13 protein-coding genes are annotated in these 18,335 nt (G+C 59.7%); 11 read left to right on the top strand and 2 right to left on the bottom strand.

Annotated elements, in window-relative coordinates; translation table 11 throughout:
* The first annotated feature begins 607 nt into the window (after nt 1–607).
* Nucleotides 608–1,378 carry a helix-turn-helix domain-containing protein gene (locus O8B93_RS15660; RefSeq protein ID WP_269710855.1) on the top strand — a complete coding sequence of 257 codons (771 nt, stop codon included), beginning with the start codon at nt 608–610 and terminating at the stop codon, nt 1,376–1,378.
* Nucleotides 1,379–1,437: 59 nt separating this feature from the next.
* Here the strand turns inward: O8B93_RS15660 and O8B93_RS15655 are convergent, their stop codons facing one another.
* On the bottom strand, nt 1,438–1,788 hold the full coding sequence (locus tag O8B93_RS15655; protein WP_269710854.1) for a hypothetical protein: 351 nt from the start codon (nt 1,786–1,788) through the stop codon (nt 1,438–1,440).
* Between the two features lie 394 nt (nt 1,789–2,182).
* On the opposite strand from O8B93_RS15655, the gene O8B93_RS15650 reads away from it, so the two are divergent.
* The 5 genes from O8B93_RS15650 to O8B93_RS15630 are packed head-to-tail and all read left to right on the top strand — an operon-like array spanning nt 2,183 to nt 7,618.
* Nucleotides 2,183–3,205, top strand: a complete 1,023-nt coding sequence (locus O8B93_RS15650; RefSeq protein WP_121691207.1) for a UDP-glucuronic acid decarboxylase family protein — start codon at nt 2,183–2,185, stop codon at nt 3,203–3,205.
* Nucleotide 3,206: 1 nt separating this feature from the next.
* Nucleotides 3,207–4,190: a UDP-glucose 4-epimerase GalE gene (galE, locus tag O8B93_RS15645; RefSeq protein ID WP_269710853.1), complete on the top strand. Its 984-nt coding sequence runs from the start codon at nt 3,207–3,209 to the stop codon at nt 4,188–4,190.
* A complete protein-coding gene (locus O8B93_RS15640; RefSeq protein ID WP_269710852.1) occupies nt 4,187–6,124 on the top strand; it encodes a glycosyltransferase family 2 protein in 1,938 nt (645 codons plus the stop codon). The genes galE and O8B93_RS15640 overlap by 4 nt, the downstream gene beginning before the upstream one ends.
* Before the next feature lie 14 nt (nt 6,125–6,138).
* Nucleotides 6,139–6,642, top strand: coding sequence for a DUF995 domain-containing protein (locus O8B93_RS15635; RefSeq protein ID WP_269710851.1), 504 nt, complete (start codon nt 6,139–6,141; stop codon nt 6,640–6,642).
* A gap of 13 nt (nt 6,643–6,655) precedes the next feature.
* A complete protein-coding gene (locus O8B93_RS15630) occupies nt 6,656–7,618 on the top strand; it encodes a glycoside hydrolase family 26 protein (RefSeq protein WP_269710850.1) in 963 nt (320 codons plus the stop codon).
* 52 nt (nt 7,619–7,670) lie between these two features.
* On the opposite strand, the gene O8B93_RS15625 is transcribed toward O8B93_RS15630, so the two are convergent.
* Nucleotides 7,671–8,855: an AGE family epimerase/isomerase gene (locus O8B93_RS15625; RefSeq protein WP_269710849.1), complete on the bottom strand. Its 1,185-nt coding sequence runs from the start codon at nt 8,853–8,855 to the stop codon at nt 7,671–7,673.
* 433 nt (nt 8,856–9,288) lie between these two features.
* Here O8B93_RS15625 and bcsN point away from each other — a divergent pair, with 433 nt between their 5' ends.
* The 5 genes from bcsN (at nt 9,289) to O8B93_RS15600 (ending at nt 18,313) form a co-directional block, all read left to right on the top strand.
* Nucleotides 9,289–10,173: a cellulose biosynthesis protein BcsN gene (bcsN, locus tag O8B93_RS15620; protein ID WP_269710848.1), complete on the top strand. Its 885-nt coding sequence runs from the start codon at nt 9,289–9,291 to the stop codon at nt 10,171–10,173.
* A gap of 94 nt (nt 10,174–10,267) precedes the next feature.
* Nucleotides 10,268–12,457: a UDP-forming cellulose synthase catalytic subunit gene (bcsA, locus tag O8B93_RS15615; protein WP_269710847.1), complete on the top strand. Its 2,190-nt coding sequence runs from the start codon at nt 10,268–10,270 to the stop codon at nt 12,455–12,457.
* Nucleotides 12,454–14,922: a cellulose biosynthesis cyclic di-GMP-binding regulatory protein BcsB gene (locus O8B93_RS15610; RefSeq protein ID WP_269710846.1), complete on the top strand. Its 2,469-nt coding sequence runs from the start codon at nt 12,454–12,456 to the stop codon at nt 14,920–14,922. The genes bcsA and O8B93_RS15610 overlap by 4 nt, the downstream gene beginning before the upstream one ends.
* A complete protein-coding gene (locus O8B93_RS15605; RefSeq protein ID WP_269710845.1) occupies nt 14,919–15,974 on the top strand; it encodes a family 8 glycosyl hydrolase in 1,056 nt (351 codons plus the stop codon). The genes O8B93_RS15610 and O8B93_RS15605 overlap by 4 nt, the downstream gene beginning before the upstream one ends.
* On the top strand, nt 15,965–18,313 hold the full coding sequence (locus O8B93_RS15600; protein ID WP_269710844.1) for a cellulose synthase: 2,349 nt from the start codon (nt 15,965–15,967) through the stop codon (nt 18,311–18,313). Before O8B93_RS15605 ends, O8B93_RS15600 begins: the two co-directional genes overlap by 10 nt.
* Nucleotides 18,314–18,335 lie beyond the last annotated feature (22 nt).

Here is an 18,335-nt window from a genome sequence, read left to right as displayed (position 1 = left end):
CCGGCAATGTCTTTTCATCGGTCGCCGTTGAGCGACGGTCAGACTGTGCCGCAGAAAAATTGCGCTTCCTAGATATCAATTCGGGCTAAACACATCGGCGCTTACGCCAAATATATATGTTGCCTGGGCAGTGATGGGGCTGTTCACCCGGTCGGAGGCAAAGAAAGCCCCCGTTGGGCAAGGGAAGGCGGCTGTTTCTGAAAACATGGTTTATGTCGGCGGGAAAACACCCTTATCCCGAAAAGGAACAGCTTCGGGCTTTGTTCGCCGACGAGCTATGTAAAGGGATATCAACTAAAAGTTATATTTTACCAGATTGCAAAACCACAACGAAAGCTTTTCCGATGTGTTTGTTTTTGCAGCGGTTCCGCGATGAGTGATTCTATCTCTTCGTAACCTGTTTTGTATGTCAATTGTAAAAAATAACCCGTTTGGGCCATTTATTTACACAGCTTTTCGTATTAGCTTACGTTAATTAACGGGTAATTAATGATAGTTGACATGGCCTGAGGCTGGAGAAGCCCCCAGGTATCCAGGGGGAAACCCGGCGAACGACAGACTGCACAACCAAAAGAAAGTAATGCGTAAGCGCTTTAGGGAGGCGTCAATGTTCATGGGAACGTCAGATTATTCAACAAAACAAAAAAATGCCGTTGCTCCTATAAATGGAACTTTATTGATTATAGCGGACCCGGATCTGTTTTCCGAGTGCCTCACGGAGGCGTTGGGCAAAAAGTTCCCCACGTTCGCGGTGGTCAGCATAAAGTCGTCGGCGGAGATCGACGATGATTATGGTAACAGTGTCCGCCTGGTCTTGCCTTACCGGATGTCGGGTGAACGGCTTCACACCGTCCTCTCGGAAGTTCGGGAAAAGCATCCCGATGCGCCGATCGCGCTTGTCGTCGAAACCATCGATAAATTCGAGGAGCCGCTGAAGCGGCTGGTGGGAATGCGCGTCATTGATGGCGTACTGCCGCTCAATCTGCGGCTCGATGTCTTCATGGCCGCCGTCGATCTGCTGATGAAGGGGGGAGAGCATTTTCCCGCAGCTCTTCTCGGCAAGCTCACGCCTTATTCGCCGTCCGTCAGCGGCAAGAGCGTTCAAGACAACGCCGTGATTGCCAACCGTGCCGATGCCCTTGCTGCAAGCAGGAGCGAAGTGGCGGCGCTGACGACACGCGAGGTGCAGATCCTCGACCTTTTGTGCAAGGGCACGCAGAACAAGATCATCGCTGATCGGCTGCATCTGTCCGAGAACACGGTCAAGGTTCACGTTCGCAACATCTATAAGAAAATGAACGTGCGCAACCGCACGGAGGCGGCATCGCGCTTCTTCCACAAGGATGAAGACGCGGCCTTCTCCGGCTGGAAAAACTGAGCGTCAGGCCGGCTCCGGCCGACCGGACGCCAGTTGCTTCCAAGATTTCTGCCTGAGGCTCAGGGCCTCAGGAAGCAGCGGGATTTCTGCCCGAATCCGCTCGGCGAGCAGATATAGGGAGAAGAACCGGAATAGGCGTGCCGTGATACGGCGGGCGTATCCGAAGCATCGGCAACAAGCGTAACGGCGGCGTTGCCCGTTTTTTGATAACCGTAGGACGCCTTCGCCGGAGCAACCCGGCTCTTGATCGTGGTGGCATCGGAAGACGCGGTCTTGATGAGAACGGCGTCTTCGACAACGGAGCATGAAGACGCTGCGAAGGTGAAAGTCACAAGTGCTGCGGCAACAAGCGCGAAGCGACAATGGCGGGCTGCTTTGCCGCTATGGGAATAAGGCATTTCATTCGTCATGTGTGTCCCCTGAAATCGACTGTCTGTCGCATCTCGCCGGGCGGTTTTGTACCCGGTGGACCGAGCCTTACAAAACCAGGATAGCCCCGACTGGTTGAGCGAAGCTTGCGCTAATGCTCAATAAGAAAGGCATAATGGAGGCGTAGTTAAAAAGTATTAAATGCGGTGGTTATTTTGAGTAATTTTGGGTAATCAATTGTAATATTTCGACAAAATGAAGTTGACCTGTTTTTTGTCGCGCCTATCATGAAAGTTGAAATTTATCGAATCGAAATATTAAAACCTCCAGAAGAAGTAAAAACCGGAGGATGATATTCAAGATATCGCACAATCGGGAGTTTGATCCAGCTTAGTTGAATCAGCCGCGCTGATTCCTCATGGGGAGGTGTGTGTAATGCGTAATTTCGTTCCCAACGATCAAGACAATGGTGTCACCATCTACTCTGAATGGAGGCCCGGGCAACGGGTTCTCGTTAATGGTGGCGCCGGTTTCCTCGGTTCCCATCTCTGTGAGCGCCTGCTGAGTTGCGGTCACGAGGTGATCTGTCTCGACAATCTGTCGACCGGTCGCACCGCAAATGTGGAGCATTTACGGGATAATAAGCGGTTTCTGCTGGTCGAGCACGATGTGCGCAAGCCCTATGACATCGATGTCTCACTGATCTTCAACTTTGCCTCGCCGGCTTCGCCGCCCGATTATCAGCGCGATCCCGTCGGCACGCTTCTCACCAATGTGCTCGGCGCGGTCAATGTGCTGGAGGTGGCGCGCAGATGCGGTGCAACCGTAGTGCAGTCCTCGACATCGGAAGTCTATGGCGATCCCCACGTCAATCCGCAGCCGGAAACCTATTTCGGCAATGTAAATACAATCGGGCCGCGAGCTTGTTACGATGAGGGCAAACGCAGCGCCGAAACGCTGTTTTTTGACTATCACCGCTGCTACGACGTCGATATCAAGGTGGGGCGCATCTTCAACACCTATGGGCCGCGCATGCGTCCAGATGATGGACGCGTGGTTTCGAACTTCATCGTCCAGGCGCTGAAGGGCGACGACATCACCATCTATGGCGACGGCAGTCAGACCCGTTCCTTCTGCTATGTCGATGACCTGATCGACGGTTTCCTGCGCTTCTCGGCCAAACCGAAAGATTGCACCGGACCGATCAATCTCGGCAATCCCGCAGAAATTCCGGTGCGGCAGCTGGCCGATATCGTCATCCGCATGACGGGTTCGCGGTCGCGTATCATCCATCTGCCCGCCGCGATCGACGATCCGCAGCAGCGTCGCCCCGATATTTCGCGGGCAAACGAGTTGCTGAGATGGCAGCCGCGTGTACCGCTAGAAATCGGCCTGGAAAAAACCATCGTCTATTTCGATGCGCTGCTCGCCGGCAGGAAAGTGGCGGAGGCCGTATGAGATGCCCCGCACAATCCTCGTCACGGGCGGGGCCGGATTCATAGGCAGCCACATCTGCAAGGCGCTGGCACAATCCGGCTTCAAGCCCATCGCTTATGATAATCTCTCGACCGGTCACGCGGATTCCGTTCGCTGGGGGCCGTTCATTGAGGGCGACATTCTCGATGGAGCCCTGCTGAAATCCACGCTTCGCGAGTTCTCGCCGGCCTTCGTCATCCATTGCGCGGCCAACGCCTATGTCGGTGAATCCGTCGAGGATCCGCGTAAATATTACCGTAACAATGTCGGCGGCAGCCTGTCGCTGCTGGATGCCTGTCTCGACCAGAATATTGGCGGGCTGGTGTTTTCCTCCAGCTGCGCCACCTATGGCGTGCCGCAGCAATTGCCGATCCGTGAGGAAACGGCGCAGATGCCGGTCAATCCTTACGGGCGCACCAAGTTGATCTTCGAAATGGCGCTGGAGGATTATGCCGCCGCCTATGGTCTGCGTTTCGTGGCCTTGCGCTATTTCAATGCGGCGGGCGCCGATCCGGACGGCGAGCTTTACGAACGCCATGAACCGGAGACCCATCTGATCCCCCGGGCGCTGATGGCCGCCGCCGCAAGGTTGCCGCAACTCGATGTCTTCGGCGCGGACTACGACACCAGCGACGGCACCTGCATTCGCGACTATATCCATGTCAGCGATCTCGCCGATGCCCATTTGGCCGCCGTCAATTATCTTGTCGATGGCGGTGAGACGCTGCGTGTCAATCTTGGCTCCGGTCACGGCACATCGGTCGGCGATATCATCCGGGCAATCCACCGGGTGACCGGGCAGGAAGTGCCGGTACATTTCGGCGCAAGGCGCGCCGGCGATCCGCCCGCGCTGTTTGCTGACATCAGACGCGCGGAAGAGACGCTGGGCTTCATCCCGAAGCGTTCGGATATCGACACCATCATCCGCACGGCCGGCCCCGGTTTTGGACTGGAGGTACGGTCATGAAGACGCACTCGACGCCCTCAGCGCCATCGGCCCGCGCGATCGCTGCGACCGGGGATCTGCGGATGCAGCCGGTTTTCAGCGGCTGGAACCGTATGGCCTATCGTCTCGGCATCGGTGGCTGGCTGGTGACCCTTGCCTGGTTCTGGATCTGGTGGCTCGACCGCGATCGCGTCATCGACTGGCCCTATTATACGGTCGTCACGATAACGCTCGCGTGGATCACGCTTCTGCCGTCCTATTTCATCTTCATCTTCCTGAATGCGAAGATCGTCGATCCGAAGTCGCCGCTGCCGCGAGGCAGGGTGGCGATGGTTGCCACCAAGGCGCCCTCTGAACCCTTTGCCGTGCTGGAAAAGACGCTGCTGGCCATGCTGGAGCAGAAAGGGCTGGAATTCGACGTCTGGCTGGCCGATGAGGCCCCGGATGCGCACACACTGAAATGGTGCGGGGCGCACGGCGTTTTCGTCTCCACCCGGCAGGGCGTCGCCGATTATCATCGCAAGACCTGGCCGCGGCGCACCCGCTGCAAGGAGGGCAATCTCGCCTATTTCTACGATCATTATGGTTACGAACGTTATGATTTCGTCGCCCAGTTCGATGCCGATCATGTGCCCGAACCGGATTATCTGCGCGAGATCATCCGTCCCTTTGCCGATCCAGCGGTTGGATATGTCTCGGCCCCGAGCATCTGCGATGCCAATGCCGACCAGAGCTGGGCCGCACGCGGCAGGCTATATGCGGAGGCGAGCCTGCATGGCGCGCTGCAGCTGGGCTACAACAACGGCTGGGCGCCGCTTTGCATCGGTTCGCATTATGCCGTGCGCACGAAGGCCCTGCGGGAGGTTGGCGGTCTTGGGCCGGAGCTTGCCGAAGATCATTCCACCACGCTTTTGATGAATGCCGGCGGCTGGCGCGGTATCCATGCCGTCAACGCCATCGCTCATGGCGACGGGCCGGTGACCTTTACCGATCTCATCGTGCAGGAATTCCAGTGGTCGCGCAGTCTGATGACCATTCTGCTGCAATATTCGCGGCAGTACGTGCCGAAGCTACCTCCGCGGCTGAAGTTCCAGTTCCTGTTTTCACAGCTCTGGTACCCGTTGTTCTCCGGCTTTATGGCCCTGATGTTCGTGCTTCCGGTCGTTGCACTGGTACGAGGTCATGTGCTGGTCAACGCGTCCTATCCGGCGTTCCTGATGCATTTCCTGCCGGTTTCGTTGATCATGATCGTATTTGCCTTCTTCTGGCGGGCCACGGGCGCATTCCGTCCGCATGATGCGAAGCTTTTCAGCTGGGAAGCCATGGTGTTCCTGTTCCTTCGCTGGCCCTGGTCGCTGATGGGTGTGCTGGCGGCGATACGGGATACGGTCCGGGGGGATTTTGTCGATTTCCGGATTACGCCCAAGGGTACGCAGGCAAAGCCGCCGCTGCCGCTGCAGGTTGTAGCACCTTACATGGTGCTGGCGGCGCTCAGCCTTCTTGCCATGGTTCTGGCGCCGCGGGAAAACGGCGCAGAGGGCTTCTTCATCTTCGCCGCCCTCAATGTGGCGATCTATGCGGGCCTGTCGGTGTTTCTGCTCATCCGCCACGCAATGGAAAACGGTTTGCCGATGCTACCGGCCCTGCGCGGTGGAGCAAGTGCCGCCGCCTGTTCCCTGCTGCTAGTGGCCGGAAGTGCTGCCGAACTCAGCTCCCACGCGATCGGCGGGCTGGAAGCCCTGTCGCACGGGCAATCCTATGTCAGTTTTACCGAAACGCGGTTCACGGTCGCCGGTGCGGGCGTGGAAGGCGCGAGATCGGTACGCCTGAAACTGCGCATCGTCCTGCCGGTATGGCGTGGACCGCAGGAAATGCAGGCGGAACCCATCGTTGTGCCGCCGCCGGCGGTGGCAACTGGAGAAATCATGCTGGCCGACAATAGGGTCGGACAATGAAGGAGGAGGCTGTGATGAAAACAACAATAAGCAAATGCGGATTCTCCGCTTTCGTACTGTGTCTTGCAATGGTTGCGCCAAGCGCCGTCCATGCTGCAGGCGGCACGAAGACGCCGAAACCGCTCAGAACCAGTGAAGTCGTGGAGATGTACTTCGACAAGACCTGGAAATGGGATACGGGCGGCGGACGCTTCATCGCCGACGGCCGTAAATTCATCGCCGCAACGGAAGAAAAAGGCAAGAAGTCCGTCGGTGAAGGCCGCTGGACCGTCGATGCCAACGGCACATTGTGCATGCGGGCCACCTGGAAAGCCGAGGCGGGAAGCGGCAAGGCCGATACCTGCTTCGACCACGGCCGCATCGGCAAGGTGCTCTACCAGCGCAAGCAGGGCGGACAATGGTACGTGTTCCGGCACAACCCGCCACGCCCTGGCGATGAATTCCTCAAGCTCGTCCGCAAGGACGATGTCACGCCGCAGATCGCCGCCTACGACAAGGCGATGACGGCAACAAGGTAAGGAGTAAGGTGTCATGCAGATAACAAGAAGAACACTTCTGTTCGCAAGTGGTGCCGCCGCAGCCTTTACCGCCGGCATGTATCCGGTGCTCAAGCTCGACGCACAGGGGGTCGCCCCCATGACCTCGACGGGCATGAAGACACTTGCCGACAAACGTCCGACATTGCATGCGGATGGCATTCGTTTCGGTGCCTATGATCCGCACGGCGATTTCACCGGACAGACCGGGGTGGCGACGGAGCATCTGTTCCTGCCCTGGGAAGACGTGGATCTCGACAGTCTGGCGCTTGCGGATGCCTATGCCCTGGAACGCAAACGCAACGTGATGATCACGGTCGAGCCATGGTCCTGGGACGTCAACTGGCGGCTTTCGTCCGACGAGTTGCGGCGCAAGGTGCTGAGCGGCGATTACGACAAGAACATGCAGGCGATCGTCGCACGCATGTCGGCGATGAAGAGCCCGCTGATCCTGCGCTGGGGACAGGAAATGGAAGACACGTCCGGCCGCTTCTCGTGGTCGGGCTGGAACCCGCGTGATTACATCACAGCCTATAAACGCATGGTGGACATGACCCGCAAGGCGGTTCCCGGCGTCAAGGTGATGTGGTCACCCAAAGGTCTGGATGGCCTGCGGGCTTACTATCCTGGCGACAACTACGCGGATCTGGTCGGCCTCTCGGTCTTCGGCCTCGAGGATTATGACAAGATCGAATATGGCGGGCCGAAGACCTTCACGGATCTGCTGCGCAAGGGCTATGGACTTGTCGAAACCTTCAACAGGCCGGTCTGGGTTGCCGAGCTGGGTTATGAAGGCGGCGATTCCTATGTTCGTCCATGGATGAACGACGTGACGTTGAAACAGGCAGATTTTCCGAAGCTGGAAGAGGTCGTCTATTTCAATGACAAGGATGTGCATTCCTGGCCGCACAATCTCGGCAAACCGGACTGGCGCGTCGTGCGCCCGGCCAGGGCTTGACTGATCTCTGAAACCGGCGGGCGGCTGATGCCGCTCGCCCGGTGGGCGAGGTTTATTGCCCCGCCGCCAGTACCGCCTCCGCCTCATAGATGGCGCAGACGATGTGATAGAATGTGCTTGCCGGTGCCGGCTCGTCGAGCATAGGCCTGTCGGCCGGCCATTTGTCGAACCAAAGTCCTTTGACCGGTGTGTCGAGGAACGGTTGCAGCGCGCCGATCGCGCGCAGGCCCGAGGTGAGGTAGCGTTGCCGTTCCTCTCCGCTCGTGATGCTCGCAAGCCGCACCGCAGCCTTCAGCCACTCCGTCTGCGGCCACAGCCGCGCCAGCCCGTCATGCACCGAAAAATCGTCGTAAAGGCTCATGATCGCCACCTTGCGGCGCGGGCAGATGCCGTGTTCTTCGCCGATCTCGAACAGGCGCCTGGCCTTCATGATCGCTTCATCATTGCCGCGCAGGCTGCCCCAGCGCACCAGAAGCCAAGCCCATTCAAACTGGTGGCCCGGCTCCATGATGCGGCCCTTGTCGCTCTTATGAGGCGTCCAGTCATGCTCGAAGAACTCCCGCAAGCCGCCATTGCCGCTATCGATGAAGCGTGTGAGCGCCAGATCGGCAATCTCATCGGCCAGCGCCGACCAGGGGCCTTGCGGGTCCTGCGCTTCCCAGGCCAGCATCGCCTCGAAAAGATGCATGTGGGGATTGGAACAGAGCGGGGTGCGCGGCGGGTTCTCTTCCTCGAAGCCGGCGACGGGATGTCTGTAGTCGCGCTCGAGGATTGCGAGGATATCAAGCGCCCTGACGCGCATCTCGTCCTTGCGTTCGGGAAGGCTCGCGGCCGCCTGCGCAGCGGCGAAAAGCGCGAAAGCCTGATTATAGAGATCGAAGGAGGGATCGATCAGCCGACCGGTCTGGTCGGCGAGGTTGCCATAAAGGCCGTTCTCGAGGCGATAGATTTTCTCGAACCAGGAGAGGCCATGCGAGAGCGCGTCTTTCCACGGTCCCTGCCAGCCATGCTGGCCGGCGGCGGCGAAACAATAGGCCTGACGCGGCTGCACGCGGGCGCGACGATCATCGGAAAAAATCGGCTTCGCATTCTGGCTGAGACGCTCGTAAAAACCGCCCTCCGGACGCGCCGAACCCGCCTCCCACCACAGGGGCAGGGCGTCCTCGTCAAGCCATTTCCGTAATGTTCCGATCTCTTCGGCAAGCGTCTGCGAAATGCTCGGAAATTGCACTGTCATACGATAACTCTCTGGTTTTACAGTTAAATTAAAAAAATTGACCAATAAAAATACGTCATAATAGACGCAAGTAGACCATGGGACATATTGCGCTGCAACCGTAAAATTATCGATCTGACAGGAAGCCAACCCTTCGCAGCGCCATTGGTTCCCCGCTCTTTGGTGCAGACACGGGTCGCAACAGCGATTCGCGATTCATAAAGTGTCAGAAATTACAATGCAAATTTGAGATTGCTTATTCGTAGTCCTCACGTATTTCGTAGCAATGATCTGGTCATTAGTGATTCGGTTTCCTTTTAACCTGGGCGGTGTTGGGGAAATAAAGGGGCGCAAGGCAGTGAGATTTTCTGCCTATACTTCATTGCTGTTCTCAGTTGCGGTTCTTTCGGCCTGCAATACTCCCGCGGGCGTTCGGTCGTTCGGGGGCGCGCAGATGGCATCCCCTTCCGAAGCGCTGATTTTCCCGCCGCCCGGTGGTCCCGAAATCGTCGCCGTGGTCAATCGCACCTATTCCAACGCCGTGGCACAGCAGGTCATTTTGCGCTCCGAAGCCGTCACCCCCGGGCAGAATTATCTCAAGGCGGAGTTTTTCGGTCCGCAGCAGGCGGGCGATACTGATCGTGACGCTCTGACTTTCACGGGTTTCAGGGCCTCGTCGGTCGCCCGAGAAATCCGCGCCGAGTTCCCGGGTGAAAACATCGCCATGTCGGCAAATTACCTGCAGAATGGTTATGGTGCCTTTTCATATGCGGCCGGCAAAGGGCGCGGCGACGATATGTGCCTCTATGGCTGGCAGGACATACGTTCGCCGGAAAGCATGCGGCAGGATTATCGCAATCTCGGACGCATCAAGGTGCGGCTGCGGCTTTGCCAGTCGGGCGCCAGTGTCGAGCGGCTGCTGGCGGTCATGTATAATTACACCATCACCGGCACATACGCTTCGCCAAGCTGGAACCCCTATGGTACGCCGCAGGCTGTGGATCAGAATCTCGGCCGGCCCGGCAACCCCGTCTATCCCATGAAGGCGGAGGATGTGCCGATGCGGCCGGGCGGCGAGGTCACGGCCAGTGTGCCGCCCCGGCCAGCCCGTCGCGTGACGGTCGCCGCGCCCGCGCAGCCGGAACCGCAGCCGCTGCCGCCCGTTGCTGCTGTCAGTATTCCCTCGCCCACATCGGCGGGTGTGCCTCTCCAGCCTGCGCGACCTTCGGTGGGAGCTAGGCAGGTGGGAAGTGTCCCGCAGACATCGCAAGTTCCGCAGGTGTCCATTCCCTCGCCAGCTTGTCTGTCCGGTTCGGGAGCGGCGCCAGGATGCAGGTGATCGGCGAAGCCAGCGGGGAAGGGAGCGCCGAGGCGCATATCACAAAATTTCCGGGCAGAAATTCCGGATGGGGTAGAGAACGGAAAGTTTCTGGATGAACAAGGCCATTACAGTCATTGTCTGGTTGCTTGTGTCGCTTTGCGTTCTGGCCATCGTCACGATGCCGGTCAGCCTGCAGACGCATCTGGTGGCGACCGCGATCTCCCTCATCCTGCTCGCGACAATCAAGAGCTTCAACGGGCAGGGGGCCTGGCGGCTGGTGGCGCTGGGTTTCGGCACGGCCATTGTTCTGCGTTATGTCTACTGGCGCACGACAAGCACGCTGCCGCCCGTCAACCAGCTCGAGAACTTCATTCCCGGCTTTCTGCTTTACCTGGCGGAAATGTACAGCGTCGTGATGCTTGGCCTCAGCCTCGTCATCGTGTCCATGCCGCTGCCGTCGCGTAAGACGCGGCCCGGCTCGCCCGACTATCGGCCGACGGTCGATGTCTTCGTGCCGAGCTATAATGAAGATGCGGAACTTCTCGCCAATACGTTGGCGGCGGCCAAGAACATGGATTATCCAGCCGACCGTTTCACCGTCTGGCTGCTGGATGATGGCGGCTCGGTGCAGAAGCGCAATGCCGCCAATATCGTCGAAGCGCAGGCGGCGCAGCGTCGCCATGAGGAGCTGAAGAAGCTCTGTGAAGATCTCGACGTGCGCTATCTGACGCGCGAGCGCAATGTTCACGCCAAGGCCGGCAATCTCAATAACGGTCTCGCCCACTCCACCGGTGAGCTGGTGACCGTGTTCGACGCCGATCACGCACCCGCCCGTGACTTCCTTCTGGAAACGGTGGGTTATTTCGAAGAGGACCCCCGGCTCTTTCTGGTGCAGACGCCGCATTTCTTCGTCAATCCGGATCCGATTGAGCGCAACCTGCGTACCTTCGAGACGATGCCGAGCGAAAACGAGATGTTTTACGGCATCATCCAGCGTGGTCTCGACAAATGGAACGGCGCGTTCTTCTGCGGTTCCGCCGCCGTGCTGCGGCGTGAGGCGCTTCAGGATAGCGATGGTTTCAGCGGCGTCAGCATCACCGAGGATTGTGAAACGGCATTGGCGCTGCATTCGCGCGGCTGGAACAGCATTTATGTCGACAAGCCGCTGATTGCCGGCTTGCAGCCGGCCACCTTTGCAAGCTTCATCGGCCAGCGCAGCCGCTGGGCGCAGGGCATGATGCAAATCCTGATTTTCCGCCAGCCGCTGTTCAAGCGTGGCCTCTCGTTTACGCAGCGTCTCTGCTACATGTCGTCAACGCTGTTCTGGCTCTTTCCATTCCCGCGAACCATCTTCCTGTTCGCGCCGCTATTCTATCTGTTCTTCGACCTGCAGATTTTCGTGGCTTCGGGCGGCGAGTTCCTCGCCTATACGGCGGCCTATATGCTCGTGAACCTGATGATGCAGAACTATCTCTACGGCAGTTTCCGCTGGCCGTGGATTTCGGAACTTTACGAATATGTGCAGACCGTCCACCTGCTGCCGGCCGTGGTTTCGGTGATCTTCAATCCGGGCAAGCCCACCTTCAAGGTCACGGCCAAGGATGAGTCCATCGCCGAGGCGAGGCTTTCGGAAATCAGCCGGCCGTTCTTCGTCATTTTCGCACTGCTGTTGGTGGCGATGGCCTTTGCCATATGGCGCATCTACAGCGAACCCTACAAGGCGGATGTCACGCTGGTGGTCGGCGGCTGGAACCTGCTCAACCTCATCTTTGCGGGCTGCGCGCTGGGTGTCGTCTCTGAGCGCGGCGACAAGTCGGCATCACGGCGCATCACGGTCAAACGGCGCTGCGAGGTCCAGCTTGAGGGCAGCGACGCCTGGATTCCGGCTTCCATCGACAACGTATCGGTGCACGGGTTGCTGATCAATATTTTCGACAGCACCACAAACATCGAAAAAGGCGCGACGGCCATCGTGAAGGTCAAGCCGCACAGCGAGGGCGTGCCGGAAACGATGCCTTTGAACGTGGTGCGAACGGTGAGGGGCGAAGGTTTTGTTTCCATCGGCTGCACCTTCTCGCCGCAGCGCGCGGTGGATCATCGCCTGATCGCCGACCTGATCTTCGCCAATTCCGAACAATGGACCGAATTCCAGCGCGTGCGTCGCAAGAACCCGGGGCTCATCCGTGGCACGGCGATCTTCCTGGCGATCGCGCTCTTCCAGACGCAGCGCGGACTTTATTATCTCCTGCGCGCGGGTCGGCCCGCTCCCAAAAGCGCCAAACCTGTCGGAGCCGTGAAATGATCGGCCGCAAACCCATCCGGGATTCTCTGACAGTGTTGATATGCGCGGTTGCCACGGGTGCACTGGCGCAGTCCTCGCCCTTCGATATGACGCCCGAAAGGCCAGCGCAGACGTCGCCCGCCATTCCGCCTATCGTGCCGCCGCAACAACCATCTGTCCAGGTGCCAGCTCCAGCGGCGGGCCAACCATCGGCTCCGCCGCCTTTTGCGGTCCAGCCCGCGCCGCAACGTCCGCCCGCTGTGCCATCGCAGCCCGCTTTGGTTTCTCCGCGCCAGGAAGGTGCAAGACCGGTTCCGGCGGCGGCCTCGTCGCTTAATGCGGACAGCCGGCGCCGATATATCCTGCCTTTTGAAAAGCTCAGCCTTTCCGGCGAGATTGATCGCCGGCAATGGAGCATCTATCTGACGCCGGAGCAGGCGAACGCCGCCGTTTCGCTGAATATCGGCTATCAGAATGCGATCGTGGTCGCGCCGGAAAGCTCAAATTTTCAGGTGAGTCTGAACAATGTCGCGCTGGATGCGGCGCGGATCGAAGCGCCTGACAGCGAAGGCAACGTCTCGCTGAAAATACCGCCCGGCGTCTTGCAGGTGGGCTCAAATGTCGTGACGCTCGGGGTGCAGCAACGTCACAGAACCGATTGCACGATCCAGTCCACTTACGATCTGTGGACCGATGTGAACCCCGCAAATACCTATATCGGCTTTAATTCGGATGTCGCCGGCAGCTTTGGCAATATCGATGACATTCAGGCAACCGGGCCCGATGGCAAGGCGATGACGTCGATCGAGATCGTTGCGCCGGCACTCGGCAATCCGGCATTTGCGGATTCTCTGCTGCGTCTTTCACAGGCGCTGGCGCTCAGAACCCAGATGCCGAACCAGACGATCCGTTTCGTCACCGCCCCTTCCACCGAGAGCAAGGCGGGCACGCTGACGGTTTTCGTCGGCACGGCCCGCGAGATTGCCGGTATGGCTGGAGCGCTGCCGCCCGAGGCATCGGCGGGGGCCTTTGCCGGCTTTGGCGCTGCCCGTCCCGGCAATTCCTCGCCACTTTTTGTCAGCGGCCCGACGCCGCAGGCGGTGCAGTCGGCCATCGAGACGCTGTTTTCCTCGATATCGCGTACGCCCGGCGCCCAGAGAACGACGTTTTCGACCCGCAGCTGGCATGCGCCGGATGTGCCGCTTGTCATGTCTGACCGCCGTATCGCGCTTTCCGAACTTGGTCTCCAGAGCACCGAATTCAGCGGCCGGCGTTTCCGCAACGAATTTTATGTCGGCATGCCCGCCGATTTTTATGCGTCGGCCTATGGCGAGGCGTCGCTTCTGCTCGATGCAGCCTATTCCTCGCAGGTCTTGCCCGGCAGCCATGTCGATATCTACGTCAATGACCAGATCGCCTCGACGGTGCCGATTTCCAACAATGGCGGCGGCATTTTCCGGCATCTGCCGATCAATGTGACGATGCGTCATTTCAAGCCGGGGCCGAATAAGGTGACCCTTGAGGCTGTGCTGATGACGGCGCAGGATCAGGCCTGTGCGCCTGGCGCACCCGCCAGCACCACCCCGCGTTTTGCCCTGTTCGACACCTCGGAAATTCATATTCCTAACTACGCCCAGATCGGCCGCAAACCGGATCTCGCCGCGATGGCGGGTGCCGGCCAGCCCTATCGGACCGGCGGGCCGGTCGCATTGTCGCTTGACCGTTTCGACACCGACACCATGTCTGCGGCAGCCACATTGGTCAGCCGCCTTGCCAGCGTGGCGGGACATCCGATTGATATCGAGACCGTCGCCTCGCCGCTGGTGATCGGTGATCGCGATGCGCTTTTCGTTGGAACGATCTCGCAATTTCCACAGTCGTTGATCAGCCAGTTCAATCTCGTTCCCTCCAGCCAGATATCCTGGAAAATGGGAGCCGGCGTGCAGGTTCCTGCCCAAAACAGCGAAACCCTGTTTAACGATTGGCGGGAACGGGTGGATGGCGGTGTCTGGGAGGGCCAGGTGTCCTCTTTCGAGGACTGGATGAAGCGGAATTTCGACTTGAGCTCGGATACGCTGCGCTTCCTGCCGGCGCCGGAGCAGCCCTATGCGCCGCCCGGCAATGTCTCCTTCATGCTGGCCCAGGGTCTCAGCCCCTCGGGCGATGGCGTGTGGACGCTTGCCACCGCGCCGACTTCGGCGGAGCTTCTTGACGGTATGCAGGCGATGACGCGGGAAAACCGCTGGCGCGATGTCACCGGGCGTGTCGCCGCTTATGATGCCGCAGCCGAAAAGATCGAAACGGTGGAAGTGGAGCGGCCTAATCTTTATGCTACCCGCCCATTTTCACTCTCGAACTGGAGGCTGATCGCCGCCAACTGGCTGTCGTCCAACGTTCTTTCCTATTCTCTGGCATTCATTGGCTTTGTTTCGCTGCTCGGTCTCGCGACCTTCGTGATGCTGCGCCTGATGGGGCGGCATAGATGACGAACGGGATTTCGAAAATTGCTGGTATTGTCTGCCTGTCGGCCATGATGCTGCTTGCCGGCCTCTCCGTCAGCCGCGCGGCTTCGATCCCGCCGGACGCATGGACTGCCTATAAGGGCGCGTTTCTCGACCCCGGCGGCCGGATCATCGATACCGGCAACGGCAATATCAGCCACAGCGAAGGGCAGGGCTATGGCATGTGGCTCGCCGTGCTTGCCGACAACCTGTCGGATTTCGAGCTGATCTGGAGTTTCACCCGCACCGAATTGCTGGTCCGCGATGACGGGCTTTCCGCCTGGAAATGGGATCCGCGCACCAGGCCGCATGTCACCGACATCAACAATGCCACCGATGGCGACATCCTGATCGCCTATGCGCTGGCGCTGGCGGCAGGACAGTGGAACCGGCAGGATTATGCCGAAGCATCGGCGGCCATCGCCTCCGTCATCCTCAAAAAGACCGTGGTGCAGCGGGGCGGGCGCACGTTGCTTCTGCCGGCCGCCAGCGGTTTCGGCGAGGGCGATCGGGCCGATGGTCCGGTGGTCAATCCGTCCTATCTGATTTTCGAAGCCTTTCCGGTGCTCAATCTCGTCGCTCCGTCGCCGCTGTGGAAAGCGGTGGCCGATGATGGCGTGGCGCAGATCGGCGCCTTCGCCTTCAGTGACAGAAAACTGCCCGCCGACTGGATATCGGTGAAGACGAAACCGCAGCCGGCATCGGGCTTTCCGCCGGAATTCGGATATAATGCGGTGCGCATACCGCTTTATCTTGCACGCGCGAATATGGGCTCGCCGGAGCTGCTGTCCCGGCTGAAAGACGGCATGATGCTGGAAAGCGGTGCTGCCGGCACCTTCGATCTGAAGAGCGGCGCAGTGAAGGACGTTCTGTCCGATCCCGGTTATCGTATCATACCGGCGCTGGCCGCCTGCATAGCCGGTGGTCCTGCCGTTTCCGCCGAACTTAAAAGTTTCCAGCCAACACTTTATTATCCTTCCACATTGCATCTTCTGGCATTGTCGTTTCTGGCAAGGAATAACGGGGAATGCCGATGAACAAGCCACTGTCGACCTCGGCTCTCATCCTACTTCTGATTGCGCTTGCGGCCTTCCACTGGCGCGACAGCATTCTCGGGCGGGTGTCGGACGTGCATACATCGGCGGTCGGCGATAACCGGGCGGTACAGCGTATTTCACCGGCGGCCAATCCGGCGCAGATCAGTGCTTTCGTCAAAAACCGCGAGATGGCGCAGGCAACGACGCCCGTCACGACACCGCCGGTCACCGTTCCGGCGAGTGATCCGTTGCCGGTGACGCAGGCTGGTGGACAGGCGCCACAAACACAAACGGCGCAGGCCCCACGCACGCCCCAGCCCGCCTCGGCCGATATGCCCGAGGTCGATCTCAGCGCGCTGCGCTATTTTGCAGCCCGCGGTGATACCCAGCGGCTTCAGGCCGAAATCGCGCGTCTTCGCACGCTTTATCCCAACTGGACGCCGCCGGCCGATCCTCTTGCCATTCCCGAAAACGGCGATCCCAAGCTCGACGCCATGTGGCAGCTTTACACCGATGGCCGTTATGCCGAGGTGCGCAAGTCGATCGCCGACCGCCAGCAGGCAGAGCCCGGATGGCAGCCACCCGATAATCTCATCGGCATGCTCACCCTTGCCGAAGCCCGCCAGCGGCTCGTCAATGCGTCCGATCTCAAGCAATATTCGGCGGTGGTGGATACGGCCGCAAACAATCCCGGCCTCTTGACCTGCGGCGAAGTCGATGTCCTGTGGCGCGTTGCCGATGCCTTCGCCAATACTGATCGGGCCGCTCGGGCGCGCGACGCTTATCTTTACATCCTCAACAATTGCACGGCCGCCAGCGACAGGCTTGCAACGGTGCAGAAGGCATCGGCGCTTTTGCCGGCCGAGATGATGGCCGAATTGCTCGCCAAGGAAAAACCCGGCGCGGACGGTCAACTGGAATTCGAGCCGGTCAAAAACGATCTCGCCCGCCAGTTTGTCGCCAAAGCTGGAGAGAAACCGAAAGAGGGCGAAAAGGAGGGTGTTACCGTTCCTTCCGCCTATCTGATGCGGCTTGAGAGATTGGCCGAGACTGACAAGCTCGCAAGCGATGCCCTGCTGCTCGGCTGGTACAATATCCGCCAGAAGAACATGACGGAGGCGGAAAAGTGGTTCCGCAAGGCGCATGAGGAAGAAAACAGCGCGTCGGCCTCGCAGGGCTTGGCGCTGGCGCTGATCGACCGTAACGAGCCGCGTGAGGCCGAAGACGTCATGTATAAATGGCGCACGGCCTCCGACGATGCTCTCGCGACCTATCTTGCGGCGACAGCCAATCTTCTGGCCTTGCAGCCGCCGGTCGTTCTGCCGCCTGATGTGCTGCAACGCATTGCCGGGGAAACGGTGGCGCGCAAGGATGCGGCTACCGCGCAGCAATTCGGCTGGTATTCGCTGGCTTTCCGGCAGACGCCGCTTGCTTTGCAATGGTTCAGCACGGCGCTTGGCTGGAAACCCGATGATGAGCCTTCAGCCTATGGTATGGCCGTCAGCTATCACGATCTGCGCAATCTGGCCGGTCTGCGTGGCATACAGCAGCAATGGGCGAGCCGCTCTCAACGTATCGCCGATGTGGGGACGGCGCGCATGGTGGACCAGTCCGGGCAGATTGTTGCCCCCGTAAGTACGTCGCCCGTTGCTCAGCAGGTAACGGCACCCGCGCCGACCTATGCGCCGCAGGCCGGAACGGCGGTGGTCTATGACCAGCCTGTCGTCCAGCAGCAGCCCGAACCTTCGCCCAAGCAGGCACGCCGGCCGATCCAGGCGCAAAGGGAAGCGAGCGCCGCCTCCCGTCCACGGTCCTGCGCGGCCTATCCCGATCCGCAGCGTCTGCTGCCGCAGCAGGCGCTCGATCTCGGTTGGTGCCTGATGGAAACCAACCGTCCGGCGGAGGCGCTGAAAGCCTTCGAATCCGCGATTGAGGGTGGCCAGTCGACAGTGAAAAGCGATGCGGCCTATGGCCAGAGCCTTGCCTATCTGCGCATGGGGCTGACGGATCATGCCGCCGTCTCGGCGACGAAATCGCGCATGGATCGCCCGCGCGCGACTGAATTGCAGGTCTCGATCCTGGCCGACCGGGCGGTTTCCGCCTTCCAGTCGAAACGCTATTCGGAAACGCTTCTGCTGCTCGATCAGCGGGCGCGTTTGGCCGATGAGCGCACGGACCTGATGGTGTTGCGTGGTTATTCCTTCCTTGCCATGCGCCGCTATGGCGAAGCGGCGCAGATTTTCGAAAGCCTGACAGCCATCGGGAATCAGGACGGAATCAAGGGACTGGCGGCCGTGCGCGCGGCCCGGCCGAGCAACGGCCCGCAGGGTGGTGGCTGACGACGGGTCGCAGCTCGTCTTC

This window comes from Martinezella rhizogenes (assembly GCF_027460065.1).
GTDB classification, from domain to species: Bacteria; Pseudomonadota; Alphaproteobacteria; order Rhizobiales; family Rhizobiaceae; genus Agrobacterium; species Agrobacterium rhizogenes_C.
This window is presented reverse-complemented; position numbering and strand designations above follow the sequence as displayed.

Coding starts and splice junctions, on each gene's coding strand:
- galE (WP_269710853.1), top strand. CDS start 3,207: ATGCCCCGCACAATCCTCGTCACGGGCGGGGCCGGATTCATAGGCAGC.
- O8B93_RS15640 (WP_269710852.1), top strand. CDS start 4,187: ATGAAGACGCACTCGACGCCCTCAGCGCCATCGGCCCGCGCGATCGCT.
- O8B93_RS15650 (WP_121691207.1), top strand. CDS start 2,183: ATGCGTAATTTCGTTCCCAACGATCAAGACAATGGTGTCACCATCTAC.
- bcsN (WP_269710848.1), top strand. CDS start 9,289: ATGGCATCCCCTTCCGAAGCGCTGATTTTCCCGCCGCCCGGTGGTCCC.
- O8B93_RS15625 (WP_269710849.1), bottom strand. CDS start 8,855: ATGACAGTGCAATTTCCGAGCATTTCGCAGACGCTTGCCGAAGAGATC.
- O8B93_RS15660 (WP_269710855.1), top strand. CDS start 608: ATGTTCATGGGAACGTCAGATTATTCAACAAAACAAAAAAATGCCGTT.
- O8B93_RS15605 (WP_269710845.1), top strand. CDS start 14,919: ATGACGAACGGGATTTCGAAAATTGCTGGTATTGTCTGCCTGTCGGCC.
- O8B93_RS15655 (WP_269710854.1), bottom strand. CDS start 1,788: ATGACGAATGAAATGCCTTATTCCCATAGCGGCAAAGCAGCCCGCCAT.
- O8B93_RS15600 (WP_269710844.1), top strand. CDS start 15,965: ATGCCGATGAACAAGCCACTGTCGACCTCGGCTCTCATCCTACTTCTG.
- O8B93_RS15630 (WP_269710850.1), top strand. CDS start 6,656: ATGCAGATAACAAGAAGAACACTTCTGTTCGCAAGTGGTGCCGCCGCA.
- O8B93_RS15610 (WP_269710846.1), top strand. CDS start 12,454: ATGATCGGCCGCAAACCCATCCGGGATTCTCTGACAGTGTTGATATGC.
- O8B93_RS15635 (WP_269710851.1), top strand. CDS start 6,139: ATGAAAACAACAATAAGCAAATGCGGATTCTCCGCTTTCGTACTGTGT.
- bcsA (WP_269710847.1), top strand. CDS start 10,268: ATGAACAAGGCCATTACAGTCATTGTCTGGTTGCTTGTGTCGCTTTGC.